17 protein-coding genes and 1 pseudogene are annotated in these 18,167 nt (G+C 60.1%); 11 read left to right on the forward strand and 7 right to left on the reverse strand.

Translation table 11 applies throughout. The features are described 5' to 3' along the window. Positions 1 to 56 precede the first annotated feature (56 nt). Positions 57 to 479, reverse strand: a complete 423-nt coding sequence (ndk, locus tag ACPYOJ_RS16075) for a nucleoside-diphosphate kinase (protein WP_481417152.1) — start codon at positions 477 to 479, stop codon at positions 57 to 59. Between the two features lie 84 nt (positions 480 to 563). Beyond that, positions 564 to 698, reverse strand: a pseudogene (locus ACPYOJ_RS16080) (glutathione S-transferase family protein); the annotation flags it as partial. A gap of 214 nt (positions 699 to 912) precedes the next feature. Here ACPYOJ_RS16080 and ACPYOJ_RS16085 point away from each other — a divergent pair. The 4 genes from ACPYOJ_RS16085 to ACPYOJ_RS16100 all read left to right on the forward strand — a co-directional run bounded on the left by ACPYOJ_RS16085 (position 913) and on the right by ACPYOJ_RS16100 (position 5,231). Continuing rightward, positions 913 to 1,956 (forward strand): GGDEF domain-containing protein, encoded by a 1,044-nt coding sequence (locus ACPYOJ_RS16085; RefSeq protein WP_481417153.1) that lies wholly within the window; start codon positions 913 to 915, stop codon positions 1,954 to 1,956. 53 nt (positions 1,957 to 2,009) lie between these two features. Beyond that, positions 2,010 to 3,893 carry an ABC-F family ATP-binding cassette domain-containing protein gene (locus ACPYOJ_RS16090; protein ID WP_481417154.1) on the forward strand — a complete coding sequence of 628 codons (1,884 nt, stop codon included), beginning with the start codon at positions 2,010 to 2,012 and terminating at the stop codon, positions 3,891 to 3,893. Between the two features lie 149 nt (positions 3,894 to 4,042). Further along, on the forward strand, positions 4,043 to 4,969 hold the full coding sequence (locus ACPYOJ_RS16095; protein ID WP_481417155.1) for a Gfo/Idh/MocA family protein: 927 nt from the start codon (positions 4,043 to 4,045) through the stop codon (positions 4,967 to 4,969). 43 nt (positions 4,970 to 5,012) lie between these two features. Continuing rightward, on the forward strand, positions 5,013 to 5,231 hold the full coding sequence (locus ACPYOJ_RS16100; protein ID WP_481417156.1) for a hypothetical protein: 219 nt from the start codon (positions 5,013 to 5,015) through the stop codon (positions 5,229 to 5,231). A gap of 42 nt (positions 5,232 to 5,273) precedes the next feature. Here ACPYOJ_RS16100 and ACPYOJ_RS16105 read toward each other — a convergent pair whose 3' ends face one another. Both ACPYOJ_RS16105 and ACPYOJ_RS16110 read right to left on the reverse strand, forming a co-directional pair. Beyond that, positions 5,274 to 5,723 (reverse strand): DNA polymerase III subunit chi, encoded by a 450-nt coding sequence (locus tag ACPYOJ_RS16105; RefSeq protein WP_481417157.1) that lies wholly within the window; start codon positions 5,721 to 5,723, stop codon positions 5,274 to 5,276. Positions 5,724 to 5,731: 8 nt separating this feature from the next. After that, a complete protein-coding gene (locus tag ACPYOJ_RS16110) occupies positions 5,732 to 7,225 on the reverse strand; it encodes a leucyl aminopeptidase (RefSeq protein ID WP_481417158.1) in 1,494 nt (497 codons plus the stop codon). A 161-nt stretch (positions 7,226 to 7,386) separates the two neighbouring features. Between ACPYOJ_RS16110 and ACPYOJ_RS16115 the strand changes: the two genes are divergently transcribed. The 7 genes from ACPYOJ_RS16115 to rsmA all read left to right on the forward strand — a co-directional run bounded on the left by ACPYOJ_RS16115 (position 7,387) and on the right by rsmA (position 15,860). Continuing rightward, positions 7,387 to 8,160: a phosphatase PAP2 family protein gene (locus tag ACPYOJ_RS16115; RefSeq protein WP_481417159.1), complete on the forward strand. Its 774-nt coding sequence runs from the start codon at positions 7,387 to 7,389 to the stop codon at positions 8,158 to 8,160. A gap of 98 nt (positions 8,161 to 8,258) precedes the next feature. Continuing rightward, the gene (locus ACPYOJ_RS16120; RefSeq protein ID WP_481417160.1) at positions 8,259 to 9,440 is read left to right on the forward strand and encodes an LptF/LptG family permease; all 1,182 of its coding nucleotides are present in this window, start codon (positions 8,259 to 8,261) and stop codon (positions 9,438 to 9,440) included. Next, the gene (lptG, locus tag ACPYOJ_RS16125; protein ID WP_481417161.1) at positions 9,437 to 10,525 is read left to right on the forward strand and encodes an LPS export ABC transporter permease LptG; all 1,089 of its coding nucleotides are present in this window, start codon (positions 9,437 to 9,439) and stop codon (positions 10,523 to 10,525) included. Before ACPYOJ_RS16120 ends, lptG begins: the two co-directional genes overlap by 4 nt. After that, positions 10,525 to 12,885 (forward strand): LPS-assembly protein LptD, encoded by a 2,361-nt coding sequence (locus ACPYOJ_RS16130; RefSeq protein ID WP_481417162.1) that lies wholly within the window; start codon positions 10,525 to 10,527, stop codon positions 12,883 to 12,885. The genes lptG and ACPYOJ_RS16130 overlap by 1 nt, the downstream gene beginning before the upstream one ends. A 169-nt stretch (positions 12,886 to 13,054) precedes the next feature. Next, entirely contained in the window at positions 13,055 to 14,005 is a 951-nt protein-coding gene (locus ACPYOJ_RS16135) for a SurA N-terminal domain-containing protein (RefSeq protein WP_481417163.1), read from the forward strand. A 5-nt stretch (positions 14,006 to 14,010) separates the two neighbouring features. Then, positions 14,011 to 15,033, forward strand: coding sequence for a 4-hydroxythreonine-4-phosphate dehydrogenase PdxA (gene pdxA, locus ACPYOJ_RS16140; RefSeq protein ID WP_481417164.1), 1,023 nt, complete (start codon positions 14,011 to 14,013; stop codon positions 15,031 to 15,033). Further along, complete coding sequence (rsmA, locus tag ACPYOJ_RS16145; RefSeq protein WP_481417165.1) at positions 15,033 to 15,860, forward strand: 16S rRNA (adenine(1518)-N(6)/adenine(1519)-N(6))-dimethyltransferase RsmA; 828 nt, start codon at positions 15,033 to 15,035, stop codon at positions 15,858 to 15,860. Before pdxA ends, rsmA begins: the two co-directional genes overlap by 1 nt. Here the strand turns inward: rsmA and gmk are convergent. From gmk to mltG, 3 genes are all read right to left on the reverse strand, one after another. Next, complete coding sequence (gene gmk, locus ACPYOJ_RS16150) at positions 15,857 to 16,519, reverse strand: guanylate kinase (protein WP_481417166.1); 663 nt, start codon at positions 16,517 to 16,519, stop codon at positions 15,857 to 15,859. The genes rsmA and gmk overlap by 4 nt on opposite strands. A gap of 3 nt (positions 16,520 to 16,522) precedes the next feature. Continuing rightward, positions 16,523 to 17,410: a YicC/YloC family endoribonuclease gene (locus tag ACPYOJ_RS16155; RefSeq protein ID WP_481417167.1), complete on the reverse strand. Its 888-nt coding sequence runs from the start codon at positions 17,408 to 17,410 to the stop codon at positions 16,523 to 16,525. A gap of 14 nt (positions 17,411 to 17,424) precedes the next feature. Next, positions 17,425 to 18,167, reverse strand: a 743-nt coding sequence (gene mltG / locus ACPYOJ_RS16160) for an endolytic transglycosylase MltG (RefSeq protein WP_481417168.1), incomplete at its 5' end; no start/stop codon positions are given.

An 18,167-nucleotide genomic window follows, 5' to 3' on the forward strand; every position in this document is an offset into this window, starting at 1 on the left:
AGCCCCGGCTTTCAGAGTCATTTCAGAGGTTTCAGCCTCTCGGCTGAAAATCCGATTCAGCCGACGATTTCCGTGTCGGAGAACCAGTACTTGATTTCCTGGACAGCCGTTTCCGGAGCGTCGGAGCCGTGAACGGAGTTTTCGCCGATCGAAAGAGCGTGGACCTTGCGGATCGTGCCTTCGTCGGCGTTTGCCGGGTTCGTTGCGCCCATGATTTCGCGGTTCTTGACGATGGCGTTCTCGCCTTCGAGAACCTGAACGACCGTCGGGCCCGAGGTCATGGTCTCAACGAGTTCGCCGAAGAACGGACGCTCCTTGTGAACGGCGTAGAAGCCTTCAGCTTCGCGCTTGCTCATCCAGACGCGCTTGGAGGCGATGACGCTCAGGCCGGCATCTTCCAGCATCTTGGTGATGGCACCCGTCAGGTTGCGCTTCGTTGCATCCGGCTTGATCATCGAAAAGGTGCGTTCAATCGCCATTGGGGTCAAATCCTCTGTTTCTCGGAGAAAAGTGGGCGGTCTTTACCCGCCCCCAGCCCCGAAAACAAGGGGCAAGCGCCAATTTCACGCCGCTGTCACAGTGCGTCCCCTGCCCTCATGCAGGTCAAGACCGCGCTCGAACCAGCCCATAACCGGGTCATCGGCTGATAGCATCGACAGCCGGGTTGTGACCTGCCTTTCGCGAAGAGTTTGGATCGCATTTCACAACAGATTGTCGCGACGATCAAAATCAGGAATACCCATGGCCGTCATCATTTAGAGCATGGCCGCTTCAAGGTTGTATTAACTGTACTTCAGCACCTCATAATAAGTCCACCCAATACTGCTGAAAATTCAAGCTATTTTAAAATCTTTGAATGCATAACGCCACAACAGCCGCGGCCGGACAGGGCTGACGCAGCGAGGGACGGTTATGCAGAATGCAACCAGAAACGCAGTGCAGAACGAGGGCGCACGCCCCGCTCCTGCCACTGAGGCGCAAAAAATCGCGCAGCATATGGCGCGGCTTAACATCGCGAGCCTGCCGCGAAATTACGAACTTTTCTATGAAGCGGTCGCCGGTCACAATGCAGCGCTCGCCAGCGACATTGCCGCGCTCGGTTCCCATCCGCAGCAGGCGAAGCTCGATGCGCTCGGCCTGCAACATCGTCTCGTCAGCCATTGCGGGATTGCCGCAGAAGCCGCCGGCAGCGAAGCGGGCAAGCTTCTGCTCGAAGCCGCAGAACATCTTTCCGAAAGCCTCCAGCAGAAACGCTCCTTTTCACGCGCCGCTGAAGCCCTGCTGCAGTCGATTTCCGGCAGTGGCGACCGGGGCATCGGATCTCTTATAAGCGAGATGGAATATCTCGCGGCCTCGCTTAAGAGCGTCCTTTCCTCCGAAACCGAACTCGAAGCAAAGCTGAAAGCCGCCGCCGAGCGGATCGAGACGCTGGAGCGCGGAATGGCCGCCGCGCAATCGGCATCGGTGACCGATGCGCTAACCGGCCTGCCAAACCGCATCGCGCTGACCAAGGCAATCAACGAACTTTACGAGCGCGAGGAAGGTGCGGCGGGCAGTGCTTTGATCATGGTCGATATCGACGATTTCAAGCAAGTGAACCAGAAATACGGCCTGCCGGCCGGGAACAAGCTGATCAAGAAGCTCGGCGGCCTCTTCCGCAAGTCCATCAAGAAGAACGATCTCGTCTCGCGCATCGAAGGCGACGAGTTCGGCTTCCTCTTTGCCAATGTCGGCATGCGCGATGCCGTGGCGATTGCCGAGCGACTGCGCAATTCGGTGGAAGACAACATGGTCTTCGCGACTTCCGAAGGTGGGCCGGGCAAGCTTACCATTTCGCTTGGCATCGCGCTGAGTTCCGATGCGGCGACGCCGGCACAGCTTCAGGCCAATGCCCGCGTCGCTCTTCTTGCCGCCCAGTCCAACCGCCGCCAGCCGGTGCAGGCTTTTGGGCGCTAGCCTTCGTCCGAGCGCTCTTGCCTTGATCGCGCGTTTCGGCCAAAACGCCGCGCATGATCACGATTACCGATATCTCTGCGCGCATAGCCGGGCGCCTTCTCCTCGACAATGCCAGCGTAACGCTCCCGGCGGGAACGAAGGCTGGCCTTGTGGGGCGCAACGGCGCGGGCAAATCCACGCTCTTCAGGATCATCACCGGCGATCTCGGTGCGGAGTCCGGCTCGGTTTCCATTCCGAAGAATGCCCGCATCGGCCAGGTGGCGCAGGAAGCTCCGGGCACGGAGGATTCGCTGATCGAAATCGTGCTCTCCGCCGATCGGGAGCGCGCCGCGCTGCTTGCCGAATCCGACACGGCGACCGATCCGCACCGTATCGCGGAAATCCAGATGCGCTTGGTCGATATCGACGCACATTCGGCCGAGGCGCGGGCCGCGAGCATTCTCGCGGGTCTCGGTTTCGACCGGGACGCCCAGCAGCGGCCGGCGTCCTCCTTTTCCGGCGGCTGGCGCATGCGCGTGGCTCTGGCATCGGTGCTGTTTGCCGAGCCGGACCTGCTGCTCCTCGACGAGCCGACAAACTATCTCGATCTCGAAGGCACGCTCTGGCTGGAAGACTATGTGCGGCGCTACCCGCACACCGTCATCGTCATCAGCCACGACCGCGACCTTTTGAACAACGCCGTCAATTCGATCATCCACCTCGACCAGAAGAAACTGACCTTCTATCGCGGTGGCTACGACCAGTTCGAGCGCCAGAAGGCCGAGGCCGACGAACTGCAGATGAAGGCTAAGGCCAAGAACGAGGCGGCGCGCAAACACCTGCAGAGCTTCATCGACCGTTTCAAGGCCAAGGCGTCCAAGGCACGCCAGGCGCAGAGCCGCGTCAAGGCGCTCGAGCGCATGGGCACCGTCGCTGCGGTGATCGAAGATCACGTGCAGCCGATCACTTTCCCCGAGCCGGAAAAACAGCCCGCCTCGCCGATCGTGGCGATCCAGGGCGGCGCGGTCGGCTACGAGCCCGGCAAGCCGATCCTCAAGAGCATCAGTCTTCGGATCGACAACGACGATCGCATCGCGCTGCTCGGCTCCAACGGCAACGGCAAATCAACCTTCGCGAAATTCATCGCCGGCCGGCTCTTGGCCGAAAGAGGCGAAATCAAACTCGCGCCGAACCTGAAGATCGGCTTCTTCGCGCAGCACCAGCTCGACGACCTCGTCCCGGCCGAGACGCCCGTCGAGCATGTGCGCCGGCTGATGCCGACCGAACCCGAGGCAAAGGTGCGTGCCCGCGTCGCGCAGATGGGACTTGCGACGGAAAAGATGTCGACCGCTGCCAAGGATCTTTCCGGTGGCGAGAAGGCGCGTCTGCTGATGGGCCTTGCCGCCTTCCATGCGCCGAACCTTCTGATCCTCGACGAGCCCACCAACCACCTCGACATCGACAGCCGCCGGGCGCTGATCGAGGCCCTCAACGACTACGAGGGCGCCGTCATTCTCATCTCGCATGACCGCCATCTCATCGAGGCGACAGTCGATCGCCTCTGGCTGGTCAACAACGGCACGGTTTCGAATTTCGAAGGCGACTTGGAAGACTATCGCAACATCGTCGTTTCCTCTGGCAAGAAGAAGGACGAAAAGCCCGAGCCGGGTGAAGAAGCTTCCTCCAAGGCCGATCAGCGCAAGGCGAATGCCGGCAAGCGCGCCTCGCTTGCGCCCCTCAAGAAGAAGATCAACGAAATCGAATCCTTGACGGCAAAGCTCGAGAAACAGATTCAAGCCCTCGATGCGGAGCTTGCCGATCCGGCCCTCTACGAAAAGACGCCGGCGAAGGCGACGGAGAAGGCCAGGCAGCGCGCCGAGGCGGCATCGAAGCTCACAACGGCCGAGGAACAGTGGCTCGAGCTTTCGGCCGAATACGAGGACGCCATGGCGGGCTAGCCAGCCCGTTTGCCTACGAAATATCCCAACTGGTCGAAGCAACGTCGTTCAAGACGTGACAACGCGGCTTGCCCGGCGGTAACATTCTGATAAAACACCGCGCAATAAATCATACTTTTGAGCGAAACACCGAACGCGAGCTTTATCCCATGTCACCCATCAATCTCGCCATCGTCGGCGTCGGCAAGATCGTCCGCGACCAGCACCTTCCCTCGATCGCCAAGAACCCCGACTTCAAGCTCATCGCGACGGCGAGCCGCCATGGCACGGTCGAAGGTATCCCAAGCTTCACCAGCATCGAGGCCATGCTGGACGCCGTGCCGGCGATCGACGCCGTATCGCTGTGCATGCCACCGCAGTATCGATACGAGGCCGCCCACAAGGCGCTTTCCGCTGGCAAGCATGTCTTCCTCGAAAAGCCGCCGGGGGCCACATTGAGCGAGGTCGCCGACCTCGAAGCGCTGGCAGCCCAAAAGGGTCTTTCGCTTTTTGCAAGCTGGCACTCGCGCTACGCCGCCGCTGTCGAAGCTGCAAAAGCCTTCCTGGCGTCGACGACGATCAAAAGCGTCCACGTCATCTGGAAAGAGGACGTGCGCCACTGGCATCCGAACCAGGATTGGATCTGGCAGGCAGGCGGCCTCGGCGTTTTCGATCCCGGCATCAATGCGCTGTCGATCGTCACCCATATCCTGCCAAAGGCGATCTTCCTGACAGGCGCGACACTGGAATTCCCGGAAAACCGAGACGCGCCGATTGCCGCCGATCTGCACTTCAAGAACGCCGATGATGTCCCTGTTCGCGCCGAATTCGACTGGCGCCAGACCGGCAAGCAGAGCTGGGATATCATTGCTGAGACGGCAGCCGGAACGATGGAGCTTGCGGAAGGCGGCTCGAAGCTTTCCGTCAATGGCGAGCTGAAATTCTCCGCTCCGGAAGAGGAATATCCTCAGCTCTACCGGCGCTTTGCGGAAATCGTCAAGGCGGGCAAATCCGACGTCGATCTCGCGCCGCTCCGCCATGTCGCCGACGCCTTCATGCTCGGCAAGCGCAAATTCGTGGAAGCATTCCACGACTGAGCCTAAAAAGGCGGCGATCAAATGATGAGTCAGGAGGGTGGACATGGCCGAGAACAAACCGGAGATGACCGCCCTCCTCAAGGAAGTCGCCGAGAGCCCGAAGCGCGACAACAGCGCCTACCACGCAGCGATGGCCGAAGCCCGCCAGGCATTTGAGACGGCCGAGGGCGCGCTCGGCGGTCGCGTCAAGGTGAAGACCAAAGCCAAGCTGAAACGCAATGGCGATTATGTCGTGAAGTGGACGTTCAAGCGCGCCGACTGACATTTGAGCGGACGGTCAGGCAACAAAGATCGGCCCGCAGGCTCAGGCCTTCTTCTCCCAGCGTCCCTCGGGGGTCTGCTGCCAATAGGTGAGGTTGTGCCCCTCGCCTTTTAACTTCTTCCATTGGGCGCGAGCGCCTTCGAGCTGTTCCTGGTCATATCCATCGAACATGAAGACGATGCGGTCATAGGCATCGACCGGCGGCGGCTCGGCGCCGTCGACAATAAAACGCACGGTCGCGGCATTGGCATTTCCGGCGGATGCCGTGAGCAGCACCGGCTGGTCTTCGGCAAGTTCGGCCTCGTCCGTGCCGTGCGGCAGAAAGCTGTCTTCACGGAAAGTCCAGAGATGCGCGTCAAGCGCATCCCTTCGAGCCGCTTCCTGCACCTGGATCGCAACACGCCAGCCCCGCTCGACGCTCTTGTCGACGAGCGGGGGCAGCGCGTCCTCCAACTTGGATTCGGTCAGGTGATAGAACAGGACTTCCGTCATCTCGGCGATCAGGCTTCGTAACTGTCGCGTACCAAGCGGTCCAGCAGGCGAACGCCGAAGCCGGAGGCCCAGGACTGGTTGATCTCATCCTGAGGCGATCCGATTGCGGTGCCGGCGATATCGAGATGTGCCCAGGGCGTCTCCTGCACGAAGCGCTTGAGGAAGTGCGCAGCCGTGATCGAACCCGCGTAACGGCCGCCGGTGTTCTTCATGTCGGCGAATTTGCTGTCGATCATCTTGTCGTATTCCTTGCCGAGCGGCATGCGCCAGACCCTCTCGCTTGTGGAGGTGCCGGCCGCCGTCAGCTGCCCGGCCAGGTCATCGTCGTTCGAGAACAGACCGGCATGGACATTGCCGAGCGCTACCATGATCGCACCCGTCAGCGTCGCAAGGTTGATCATGAACTTCGGCTTGAAGCGGTCGTTGCAATACCAAAGCGCGTCGCAGAGCACGAGACGGCCTTCGGCGTCGGTATTGATGACCTCGATCGTCTGGCCCGACATCGAAGTGACGATATCCCCCGGGCGCTGAGCATTGCCGTCCGGCATGTTTTCGACGAGACCGATGATGCCGACGGCGTTGACAGCAGCCTTGCGGGCGGCAAGCACATGCATGAGACCCGTGACGGCGGCAGCACCACCCATATCGCCCTTCATGTCTTCCATGCCTGCCGCCGGCTTGATGGAGATGCCACCGGTATCGAAGACGACCCCCTTGCCGATGAAGGCGACCGGCTTGTCCTTGGCCTTGCCACCCTTCCACTGCATGACGGCGAGGCGCGGCGGGCGGGCGGAACCCTGAGCGACGCCGAGCAACGCACCCATCCCGAGACGCTTCATTTCGCGCTCGGTCAGGATTTCGACCTCAACGCCGAGCTTTTCGAGCTCCTTTGCCCTTGCCGCGAACTCGACCGGGCCGAGGACATTTGGGGGTTCGTTGACGAGATCGCGGGCGAGGTTGACGCCATCGGCGACAACCTCGGAATCTGCAAAGGCCTTCTTCGCACCGCCCGCGTCATTGGTAACGATCGTTACCTTGACTGTCTTGCCGTTTGCCGCGTCGTCGTCATCGCCCTTCTTCGTCTTGTAATTGTCAAAATTGTAGGCCCGCAGCAGCATTCCGAGCGCGAAATCCGCAGCAGTCTTTCCGTCGACGGTAACGCCTGGGGCATCAACGAAGATGGTTGCCTTATCAACACCCTTGACCTTCGAGGCAGCCGTGCCGCCTGCCTTCAGCCAGTCATGAGCCGCAAGCTCTGCGGCCTTGCCGAGACCGACGACGACGATGCGATCGGCGTGAGAGCCTTCAGGGGCGACAAGATCAAGCGCGCTCATCGATTTGGCGGCGAATTTCGCAATTTTCGCAGCCTTGGCAATGATGCCCGCCGGGTCGGCAATTTCAGCTCCCGCCGCCAAATCGGACTCGCTGGCTTTCAAAAGAATTGTCAATCCGCCGCGGATCTGCGCCGACTTTGAAAATGAAATATCGAATTTGGCTGACATGTTTTCTCCATTCGGATTCTTCAGAATCCTATCCGGCGCGATAATTTCGGGTTTTAGCGCCTAAAACAAGGCTTGATCACGAGGCATGGACAAATCCGCTGTGCCGAGTCAAAAAGCCAGCGCCTCGATGCAGCGCAGCAAAACATGAAAAGAAGTCCAACGTGAAGTCCGCTACCGAGAACCAGCTATTAAGGCCCAAGATTCGCCTTCCCAGGACGGCGGCCGGTAGTTTCGTCGCCCTCTTCTCTCTCTGGTGGGTGCTGCTTGTCGTATTCCATGCCTTCCCGCAGATCGACATCGCCGCGTCCCGGTATTTCTTCGTTGTTGACACCTGCAAGAGCTCCAATGTCGCCGCGCAGATCTGCGGGCACTTCCCCTCCCGTCAGACGGCATTTCTGGATATCCTCAGAACAATCTTCTTCCGGCTGCCGTATGTCGTCGCGATCGGGATGCTCATCATGCTGATTGCATGTTACGGACATCATGGCGCGACGTTCAACGCGCTTCGGGCTCGGAACCTCAAAATCGCTCTGACGTCTCTGCTGTTGGGGCCGGGCCTGATCGTGAACCTCATACTCAAGGAGCATTCGGGCCGGCCGAGGCCTATCAGCACACTCGACTTCGGCGGCACACTCGATTTCATGCAGGCCGGATCCTTTGCCGGAAAATGCCTGTCGAACTGCTCGTTTGTCTCCGGAGAGGCCGCGAGCGCCGGCTGGCTCCTCTGCCTCCTCGTGCTGATACCGCAGCCGGCACGCACCGGGCTGTTTCTGCCGATTTTGGCAATCTCGATTCTCACGCCGCTGATGCGGCTGGCCTTCGGCGCGCACTTCCTTTCCGATGTCGTGCTCGGTTGGCTGCTGGCTGTGGTTGTTTTCGCTGGCGTCTTTGCGCTAGCCGATTCATCACACCGCGCAAAAAATTCTGAAATTTGAATGAAATTATGACGGCTGGTTGTCGCAAAAGCGCGGCAAAGAGCTTAGATGGTTCCAGCTGCGGTGCGTCCGCATCGCTTGTGTGTTCAAGGGCCGGCATGAAACTACTAGAGATCTACATATTGCGGCGCGTCGGCCAGATGTTCCTCGTAGCGCTCCTTCCTGTACTCGCTATCATCTGGACCACCCAAGTGCTGCAACGCATCAACCTGGTCACAGATAGCGGCCAGTCGATCGGCTCGTTCGCCATGCTTGCGACATTCATCCTGCCGTCGATCATTCCCATCGTGCTGCCGTTCGCCGTCGTGATCGGCGTCACACAAACGCTGACGACGATGAACAATGATTCGGAACTGGCCGTCATCGATGCGGCCGGCGCCAAGAGGGACGTGATCATCCGCCCGATCCTCGTGCTCGCGGCGCTCATCAGCGTGTTCTCCTTCCTGGTCGACAACGTCGTTGAACCGAAAGCAAAGACCGCCGGACGCCAGATGATTGCAGCGGCCTACGCCGATCTTCTGTCCACCGTCATGGAAGAGAAGAACTTCCGCAAGATCGATGATGGGCTGTATGTCCAGATTTCGGAGCGGCTGGCTGGCCGCGTCCTGAAGGGCCTGTTCGTCGTCGACGAGCGCGATCCTACCGCCGATATGATTTACTATGCACGTGAAGGTGCCGTCGACGAGAAGGGCACCTCGCTCATCATGCGTGACGGCGAGGTTCAGCGCAAACCCCACGACGGCAATGTCTCGATCATCAGATTCGACTCATACTCCTTCGATCTGTCCGATCTGACCGAGAACCGCGGCCAGGCAACGCTGCGCGCCAGCGACCGCGACCTGGCTTTCCTGCTCAATCCGGATCCGACGGACAAAGACTATATTTCGAAGCCAGGAACATACAGCGCCGAACTCCACCGGCGGCTTACCGATTGGATTCTGCCTTTTGTCTTCGCGCTTATTTCACTGGCGATTGCGGGCGACGCACGGTCGCATCGCGAGGCGCGGCTGCATCCGATGGTAACGGCGCTTACTTTCGCCTTTGCACTGCGCTGGGCCTCCTTCTACGCGGCGAACCAGATTGACACCGATCCCTCTTATATCGGCGTTCTGTATGCGATTCCGATCGTGAGCGCCGTCTTAGCAATCCTCTCGTTCAACCTGCACAAGCGTCTTTCCGTTCCAGCCGCGGTGAGCGAGCGCGCGGCCAGCATCTGGCAGAAGATCGAACGGCTGCTGCCGTCCGCGGCTCAAGGCAAGACACCCGGAGGGCGTTCATGATTTTCGGCACTCTGGGGCGCTATTTCTTGCGCCGGTATCTTGCGATTACGATCTGGTTCTTCCTGGGCGTGATCTCGATCGTCTTCCTCATTGATTTCAGCGAAACGGCGGGACGAATGTCGGGCTTGCCCGGCTATACCGTCACCGGCGGCCTGCTGATGACTGCGGTCCGCTTGCCGCTCATCATCCAGCAGACGGTTCCATTCATTGCGCTTTTCGTCGGAATGACGGTCCTGATCGGCTTAAACCGCAAGTATGAGCTGGTGGTGGCGCGGGCGGCCGGCATTTCGGTTTGGCAGTTCATGTCTCCGTTCGTGCTTGGCGCCTTCCTCCTCGGCGTCCTGACGATGACGGTCATCAACCCGCTGGCGGCCTGGGGACAGCGGCAGGCGGCTTTGGTCGAAACCGACTGGCGCGGCCAGGAAAAAGCCTCGAGCAGCAAACCGCAGATCCCATGGCTCCGCCAGATCAGCGGAAAGGATGACGTCATCATCGGAGCGCGCACGATTCAAGAGAACGGAACGCTGCTGATCGATGCGGTTTTGATCCACTTCGATTCGAGCGGACATGTCATCCTGCGCCAGGATGCAGCATCGGCGAAATTGGAAAATGGTTACTGGCTTCTTAAGAACGTTGTCGAACGCCGGCCGGGCGAAATCGCCCTTCGCAAGGAAACCGTCGAACTTCGCACCAATTTGAAGCAGGATTTCGTTCGGGAACGCCTGACGGCGCCTGAAACCATTGCTTTTTTTGATCTTTCCCATCGAATCGCAATCGCCAAATCCTTTGGCATACCGACGAAGGCGCTGGAGACGCAATTCCACTCATTGTTGTCCCAACCGTTGCTGCTTGTCGCGATGACTCTCATTGCTGCAACAGTGTCTCTAAAATTTAGCCGGTTCAACCAGTCGAGGTCGGTGATTCTGGGTGGAATCCTTTCAGGCTTCGTGCTTTATGTGGTCACGGCGCTTGTTAGAGCGTTTGGAAGCAGCGGAGTCGTGCCGCCTTTCGTGGCGGCTTGGATTCCTGTAGTCGTCGCGTTGGCTCTCGGCGCAACGATTCTGCTTCATCAGGAGGACGGCTAGTGGCGGCAGGCGACCGCAAGACTTTTAGTAAACAGATGGTTGCCCTGCTGGCCGGGGCGACTCTGGTTAGCTATTCGGGAACCATTCCTGCCGCCTTCGCGCAACAGAGCACGACGGTGGGAAGGCTGCAGCCGAAGATCGATCCCAACGCGAAAATGATCCTTTCGGCGAATGAGCTGGTCTACAACAGAGACCAGCAGATCGTTTCGGCCGTCGGAGGCGTGCAGATCAATTACGCCGGCTACAAAATGGTGGCCCAGCGCGTGGAATACAACCAGCAGACGCGCCGGATGATGGCGATCGGCAATGTCGAGCTGATCAGCCCCGATGGCAACCGCATGTATTCCGACAAGATCGACGTGACAGACGACTTTGCCCAAGGCTTCGTCAGCGCGCTGCGCATCGAGACCACGGACAATACGCGCATCGCGGCCGAAAGCGGCCAGCGCGTCGACGACAATTTGATGATCCTCAACAAGGGCGTCTATACGGCGTGCCTTCCCTGCGCCGAACACCCCGAGCGGCCACCTTTCTGGCAGGTAAAGGCCGAGCGCGTTATTCAGAACGGCGAGAAGCATACGATCCGCCTGGAAAAAGCGCGCTTCGAACTGCTTGGCAAGCCAATCGCTTTCCTTCCGTGGATCGAGGTTCCGGACCAGACCGTGAAGCGGAAGTCGGGATTCCTGTTCCCGACCTTCAGTACGTCGCAGAATCTCGGATTCGGCGTTACCGTCCCGTATTATTACGTCTTCTCGCCGAGCGCGGACGTCACGGTTAACGGCACCGGCTATACGACCCAGGGCTTCCTTCTGGACGCCGAGTTCCGTCAGCGGTTTGAAAATGGCACGCACACGCTGCGCGTTGCCGGGATAGACCAACTGAGCCCGCAAACCTTTACTGAGGGCACAAGCGACCACGAGGCCGATGGCCGCGCAATGATCGGGTCTCAGGCAGAGTTCAAGATCAATCCCCGCTGGACGTTCGGCTGGGATGTCATGGCGCAGACCGACAACAACTTCTCGCGTACCTATAAGCTCCAAGGCTTCGATGAAACGACCCACACCAACCAGGTTTACCTGACAGGTCTCGGCAAGCGGAATTATTTCGACATCCGCTCGTTCTACTTCGATGTGCAGGATGCCGATCCGGACAGCGAGGAAGAAAAGCAGCAGGCGATCGTCTATCCGGTGATCGACTATCACGCGGTCGCTCCGCAGCCGCTCGCGGGTGGCGAACTTTCGCTCGACGTCAACTTCACGAATATATCGCGCACGCACGACAGCTTTTTCGACAACCCTGTGGGCGAAAACCGCTTCCCGGGGCTCAAGGGCCAGACGTCCCGCTTGACCGGCGAATTGGAATGGAAGCGCACTTTCGTGACACCTCAGGGCGTCCTTCTTACGCCTCTCGTTGCAGCACGAGGCGACGCGCTCGCGCTCAACATGGACGATCCCAATTCTCTTGCCCCTTACGATGGCAATTTCGACGATGGCGACGCTGCAACGCGCGGGATGATCACTGCCGGCCTGGAGGCACGTTATCCAATCCTGATGACGACGGCCAACAGCACGCACGTCTTTGAACCGATAGCGCAAATCTACGCGCGTCCCGACGAGCCCTTGGCGGGTGCCCTGCCGAATGAGGACGCGCAGAGCTTCGTCTTTGACGCCACGACGCTCTTCGAGCGTGACAAGTACTCGGGCTATGATCGCATCGAGGGCGGAACGCGGGCCAATATCGGCTTCCAGTACACCGGGACGTTCGATAACGGCTACAAGCTTCACGGCATTTTCGGGCAATCCTATCAGCTCGCCGGCCAGAACTCGTTTGACACGGACGATCTCGTCAATGCCGGCGCCAATTCCGGCCTTGAGACGACCCGTTCCGACTATGTCGGTCTTGGCGGCATCGAAACGCCGCAGGGTCTTTCTTTCGCCGCGTCCTACCGTCTGGATGAGAAGGATCTCTCCTTCCGCCGCGGCGATCTCACGACCGGCTTCCAGAACGATACGTTCCAGAGCCAGCTTCTCTACACCCATATTTCCGCTCAGCCGGACTACGGGTTTGCCGAAGACAGCGACGAAATCCAAGCCAAGGGACGGATCAGGTTCAAGGATTATTGGTCCGTCTTCGGGGGTATTGCCTGGGACCTCAACAACGATGTCGTCAGCAGAAAGACCCTTGGTCTCTCCTACGAAGACGAGTGCACGATCTTCACGATCGCCTATACTTCGAAGCGCGATACGTCCGACGAATCGGCAAGCGACTGGACCATCGGAGCCAGACTTACGTTCCGTACCCTGGGCGATGTGAACATCGGATATTCCGGCGATATCGAAAAGAATATCTACAACAATTGATTAGTATTTGAGCGGCGAAGGAAAGCGGGCCTTTCTTTCGCCGCAACACTATGCAGGACATTGCCGTCAATTGGGTTATGAGGCATAGGAGTGTCGCTTAGGAACGGCTCTCCGGCGACCTCGGCAAAGCTGTACTTGCTGCCGCAGCGTCTATGGGAAGGACTGGCTTATGATTGGCGCAGGAAAGACTGTCACATCTCTGTTGGCTGGAGCTGCATTATGCGCGCTCGCGGCGCTCATTCAGCCGCAGGGCGGCTCGGCATTTGCGGCCAGCGAGGTTAAAGCCGTCGTGAATGGCGTTGCGCTTACATCAGGCGATATCGCAAAACGCCAGGCGTTCCTGCGTCTCCAGCATCAGAAAGCCGATGCGAAGGCTGCTGAAGAATCGCTGGTCGATGAGACACTGAAACGGCAGGAAGTCTCGCGCGTGCGAATGTCCGTCTCCAAAGAAGACGTCGATGCCTCCTTCGCGCGCTTTGCGTCCGGGAATAAGCTCACGACCGAGCAGCTCACGCAGATTCTCACCCAGGCCGGCGTCGGCGTCGATCACTTCAAGCAGTTCATTGCCGTGCAAATGAGCTGGCCGCGCGTCGTCAACGCGCGATATGGCTCGAGTGCACGCATGTCGAGCAGCGATCTTGTCAGCCGCATGATGGAGAACAACAAGCAGAAGCCGGTTACCACCGAATATATGCTGCAGCAGATCATCTTCGTGGTGCCGCAATCGAAGAAGGGCATCACGGCCAAGCGCAAGAGCGAAGCCGAAGCATCGCGTTCGAAGTATCCGGGTTGCGACCAGGCGAAGGTGTTTGCTGCAACAATGCGTGATGTGTCCGTCCGCGACCTTGGCCGCATGCTGGCACCTGAGATTCCGGCCGACTGGAAACCATTGGTCGAACAGGCAAAGGGCAACACCACGGCGACACGGGTGACCGACAAGGGTGTGGAGTATCTCGCTATCTGCAGCCAGCGCGAAGTGTCGGATGACACGGCCGCCGAGATCATGTTCCGCCAAGAGGACCTCGACAAGGCGAAGGCAAACAAGACCGCGCCAGGAAACGAGAACGCCACCAAATACTTGGACGAGCTGCGCAAGAAGGCGCAGATCATCTACCGCTGATCGCCGTGTCTACCCCGTTTTTGCGCCCGCTTGCACTGACGCAGGGAGATCCGGCCGGGATCGGCCCGGACATCACGTTGATGGCCTGGCTGAGGAGGCGTGAGCTCGGTCTGCCACCTTTCTTTCTGATCGGTGATCCCGATGTGCTGTTGGTGAGGGCGCGGCAGCTCGATCTTTCCGTCGCAATAGCCGAAGCGAGTGCGGCGACGGCCGCCGATGTTTTTGTCGATGCGCTGCCCGTCCTGCCCGTTGCCGCCGGCGTCCAAGTGGCCGCGGGCGAACCGCATGTCGCGACAGCGCCGGGCACGATTGCCGCAATTGAAACGGCCGTGTCGCTGGTCCTCAAGGGCGAGGCCGCGGGGGTTGTTACCAACCCCATCGCAAAATCCGTTCTCTACGAGGCCGGCTTTAAGTTTCCCGGACACACCGAGTTTCTAGCCGACCTCGCCGCCCGCGCGACCGGCAAGCCGGTCAGACCGGTCATGATGCTTGCGGGTCCCAAGCTGCGGGCGATCCCGGTTACCATTCATATCCCGATCAGGGACGTGCCCCAGGCGCTCAGCGGCGATTTGATCGCGGAAACCTGCCGCATCGCGCATGCCGAGCTCAGGCAGCGCTTCGGCATAGAGAGGCCGCGCCTCGCAGTCGCCGGTCTCAATCCGCATGCCGGCGAAAGCGGCACGATGGGGCGCGAGGACGAAGACATCATCTATCCCGCCATTGAACTTCTGCGTTCCGAAGGCATCGACGCCATTGGCCCCCTGCCCGCGGATACCATGTTCCACGACGAGGCACGCGCCCGGTACGATGTCGCGATCTGCATGTATCACGACCAGGCGCTGATTCCCGCAAAGGCACTGGGCTTCGACGATTCCGTCAACGTGACGCTCGGGCTGCCTTTCGTGCGGACTTCGCCGGATCACGGGACGGCCTTTGGTATTGCCGGCAAAGGCATTGCGCGTGAGCAGAGCCTGATTGCAGCCCTGAAGCTTGCAGCCCAACTCAGCCGGTCGGCGGAACAGCGCTGATGGCCGCACTTGATGGCCTGCCGCCGCTTCGCGACGTGATTCAGCGTCACGGCCTTGATGCACGCAAGGCTCTTGGCCAGAACTTTCTTCTCGATCTCAACCTGACGCAGAAGGTGGCGCGCACCGCTGGATCTCTCGAAGGCTCTACCGTCTTCGAGGTCGGGCCTGGGCCCGGCGGGCTGACGCGCGCCATCCTGGCGCTGGGTGCGAGAAAAGTGATCGCCGTCGAGCGCGATCCGCGCTGCCTGCCCGCGCTGGCGGAAATATCGGATCATTATCCCGGCAGGCTTGATGTGCTCGGTGGTGACGCGCTGAAGACCGATTTCGAGGCGCTGGCGCCTGCAGGACCAGTCAAGATCATTGCCAATCTTCCGTACAACGTCGGCACGCAGCTGCTCGTGAACTGGCTGTTGCCAAAGCAATGGCCGCCGTTCTGGGAATCCCTGACGCTGATGTTCCAAAAGGAAGTCGGCGAGCGGATCGTCGCGGAACCGGGCGACGACCACTACGGCCGGTTGGGCGTTCTCTGCGGCTGGCGCACCGATGCCCGGATGGCCTTCGACGTCTCCCCGCAGGCCTTCACGCCACCGCCGAAGGTAACGTCCACGGTGGTGCATCTGACGCCGAAGGCAAACCCGATCCCCTGCGCCGTCGCCAATCTCGAGAAGGTCACGCAGGCGGCGTTCGGCCAGCGGCGCAAGATGCTGCGCCAGAGCCTCAAGCCGCTTGGCGGCGAGAACCTGCTGAACAAGGCAGGCATAGATCCGCAACGCCGCGCCGAAACCCTCTCGGTCGAAGAATTCTGCCTGCTTGCGAATTCGCTTTAGAGAACCGGTGTCTCTTCCAACAGTTTGCTGACGAAATCGAAAACGCCGTGCCGCCGGTCGCGGCGCAGACGCTCGGCCTTTACGATCGACTGGACCGCATCGAAGGCTGCCTCGAGATCGTCATTGACGATCACATAGTCATATTCCCGCCAATGCGCGATTTCAGCGCGGGAATTAGCCAGACGGCGTGCAATCACGTCTTCGGAATCTTCAGCGCGCCGGTGAAGCCGCGACTGCAATTCGGTCATCGTCGGCGGCAGAACGAAGATGGAAACGACATCCGCTGACATCTTCTCCTGCAGCTGCAAGGCGCCTTGCCAGTCGATGTCAAAAAGCATGTCCCGCCCCTCAGCCATCGCCGCTTCCACCGGCTCGCGCGGAGTGCCGTAAAAATTGCCGTGCACTTCGGCCCATTCCAGCAGCGCATCGGAATCGCGAAGCCGCTCGAACTCGCGGATGCTGATGAAATGATAATGAATGCCGTCGACTTCGCTCGGGCGCCGCGGACGCGTTGTCACGCTGACGGAAAGGCCGATCTGGCTGTCCTGCGCCAGCAGCGTCCTTGCGATGGTCGATTTGCCTGCGCCGGACGGCGACGAGATGACGAGCATCAGACCGCGGCGAGCGATCGGAACGGGCGAGGATTTCGCCGGCTTCATGTCCTACTCCAGATTCTGGACCTGTTCGCGGAACTGGTCGATGACGACTTTCAGTTCGATGCCGGCGGCAGTGACCGCCGCCGCATTCGACTTCGAACAGATGGTATTCGATTCACGGTTAAATTCCTGTGCAAGGAAATCGAGCTTGCGGCCAACCGGACCGCCGCGCCCTAACAGATCACGTGCCGCCGCGACATGCGCCCTCAGCCGGTCGATCTCCTCGCTGACGTCGGCCTTGGTGGCGAGCAGCGCGGCTTCCGCATGCAACCTGTCCCTGTCGAGCGTGCCCGCGCCGTCCATCAACAAGGCAATCTGCGCTTTGATCCGTGCCGAAATTTCCTGCGGCGTGCGCGAAGGGTCGCGTTCAATGGCATGCGCCAGGTTCTCGATGGTCGAAACGTGATTGAGCAGCACGCGGGACAGCGCAGCCCCCTCCTGCTCGCGCATGAGCTTGAGGTCGGAAAGAGCCGTCAGCAGGCCTGTCGCGATATCCGCATCGCGCGCGGCAATCTCTTCCGCGCTATCCTCGGTCTCGCGAAACTCGACGAGCCCGCGGATGGACAGAAGCGTGTCCAGGCGCAGCGGCTCGGGATCGATAATCCCGGCAAGCTGATCGCGCAGCGCAAGCACGTTCGCCAACGTTTCCTGATTGAGGACCGCCTCGAAACGGTTCTCGCCCGCCGAAACCGAGAGATTGGCCTGCATGTTGCCGCGGCTGAACTGCTCGCCCGCGACACGGCGCACATCGGTTTCCATGCGCTCGAGACCGGGTGGCAAGCGAAGCCTGAGGTCGAGCCCCTTACCGTTGACCGACCGCAATTCCCAAGCCCAGCGCCAGCGGCCGCTCGTACCCTCGCGCCGCGCAAAACCGGTCATGGACTGCAAAGCCATCCGAGCCTCCGAAATCAGTTTGTCTTTTTCTTCTGTTGAGCAGGTTCGTCGGCTTGCGCCGATCCTGGCTGGCCGTCAACCGCGATATTCGGGTCGCTCCCTTTTTCGGCCTGGAGCTTACGCCAGCGCTTTACATTGGCGTTATGCTCGTCAAGTGTCGCCGCGAAAACATGCCCTCCCGTGCCATCGGCAACGAAATAGAGGTCTGCCGATTTCCACGGGTTGGCGACTGCTTCCAGCGCGTCGCGGCCAGGATTTGCGATCGGCGTCGGCGGCAGGCCCTTGATCGCGTAGGTATTGTAGGGCGTCTCTTTCTTCAGATCCGACTGATAGATCGGGCGGTCAGCCGGCTTGCCGTCCCCGCCGAAAAGACCGTAGATGATCGTCGGATCCGACTGCAGCCGCATGCCCTTGCTGAGGCGGTTCAGGAAAACGGATGCGACATGCGCCCGCTCGTCGGGAACACCGGTTTCCTTCTCGACGATCGAAGCGAGCGTGACGAACTCCTCCTTCGACTTCAATGGGACCGAAGGATCGCGCTTCTCCCAGATCTGATCCACGAGTTTTGTCTGCGCCGCGGCCATCTGGTCGATGATCTCGGTGCGCTTCGTGCCGCGGGAGAACTTGTAGGTATCCGGGCGCAGGCTGCCCTCCGGCGGAAGCGCCGTCGGCACTTCGCCTTCGAGGACGGCATCCTCGCCCATGCGGTTGAACATCTGACGGACTGTCAGCCCCTCCGGGAAGGAGATCGAATAGA

The sequence above is a fragment of the Rhizobium sp. SVR5-9E genome (assembly GCF_056755095.1).

Coding starts and splice junctions, on each gene's coding strand:
- ndk (WP_481417152.1), bottom strand. CDS start 479: ATGGCGATTGAACGCACCTTTTCGATGATCAAGCCGGATGCAACGAAG.
- ACPYOJ_RS16085 (WP_481417153.1), top strand. CDS start 913: ATGCAGAATGCAACCAGAAACGCAGTGCAGAACGAGGGCGCACGCCCC.
- ACPYOJ_RS16090 (WP_481417154.1), top strand. CDS start 2,010: ATGATCACGATTACCGATATCTCTGCGCGCATAGCCGGGCGCCTTCTC.
- ACPYOJ_RS16095 (WP_481417155.1), top strand. CDS start 4,043: ATGTCACCCATCAATCTCGCCATCGTCGGCGTCGGCAAGATCGTCCGC.
- ACPYOJ_RS16100 (WP_481417156.1), top strand. CDS start 5,013: ATGGCCGAGAACAAACCGGAGATGACCGCCCTCCTCAAGGAAGTCGCC.
- ACPYOJ_RS16105 (WP_481417157.1), bottom strand. CDS start 5,723: ATGACGGAAGTCCTGTTCTATCACCTGACCGAATCCAAGTTGGAGGAC.
- ACPYOJ_RS16110 (WP_481417158.1), bottom strand. CDS start 7,225: ATGTCAGCCAAATTCGATATTTCATTTTCAAAGTCGGCGCAGATCCGC.
- ACPYOJ_RS16120 (WP_481417160.1), top strand. CDS start 8,259: ATGAAACTACTAGAGATCTACATATTGCGGCGCGTCGGCCAGATGTTC.
- lptG (WP_481417161.1), top strand. CDS start 9,437: ATGATTTTCGGCACTCTGGGGCGCTATTTCTTGCGCCGGTATCTTGCG.
- ACPYOJ_RS16135 (WP_481417163.1), top strand. CDS start 13,055: ATGATTGGCGCAGGAAAGACTGTCACATCTCTGTTGGCTGGAGCTGCA.
- rsmA (WP_481417165.1), top strand. CDS start 15,033: ATGGCCGCACTTGATGGCCTGCCGCCGCTTCGCGACGTGATTCAGCGT.
- gmk (WP_481417166.1), bottom strand. CDS start 16,519: ATGAAGCCGGCGAAATCCTCGCCCGTTCCGATCGCTCGCCGCGGTCTG.
- ACPYOJ_RS16155 (WP_481417167.1), bottom strand. CDS start 17,410: ATGGCTTTGCAGTCCATGACCGGTTTTGCGCGGCGCGAGGGTACGAGC.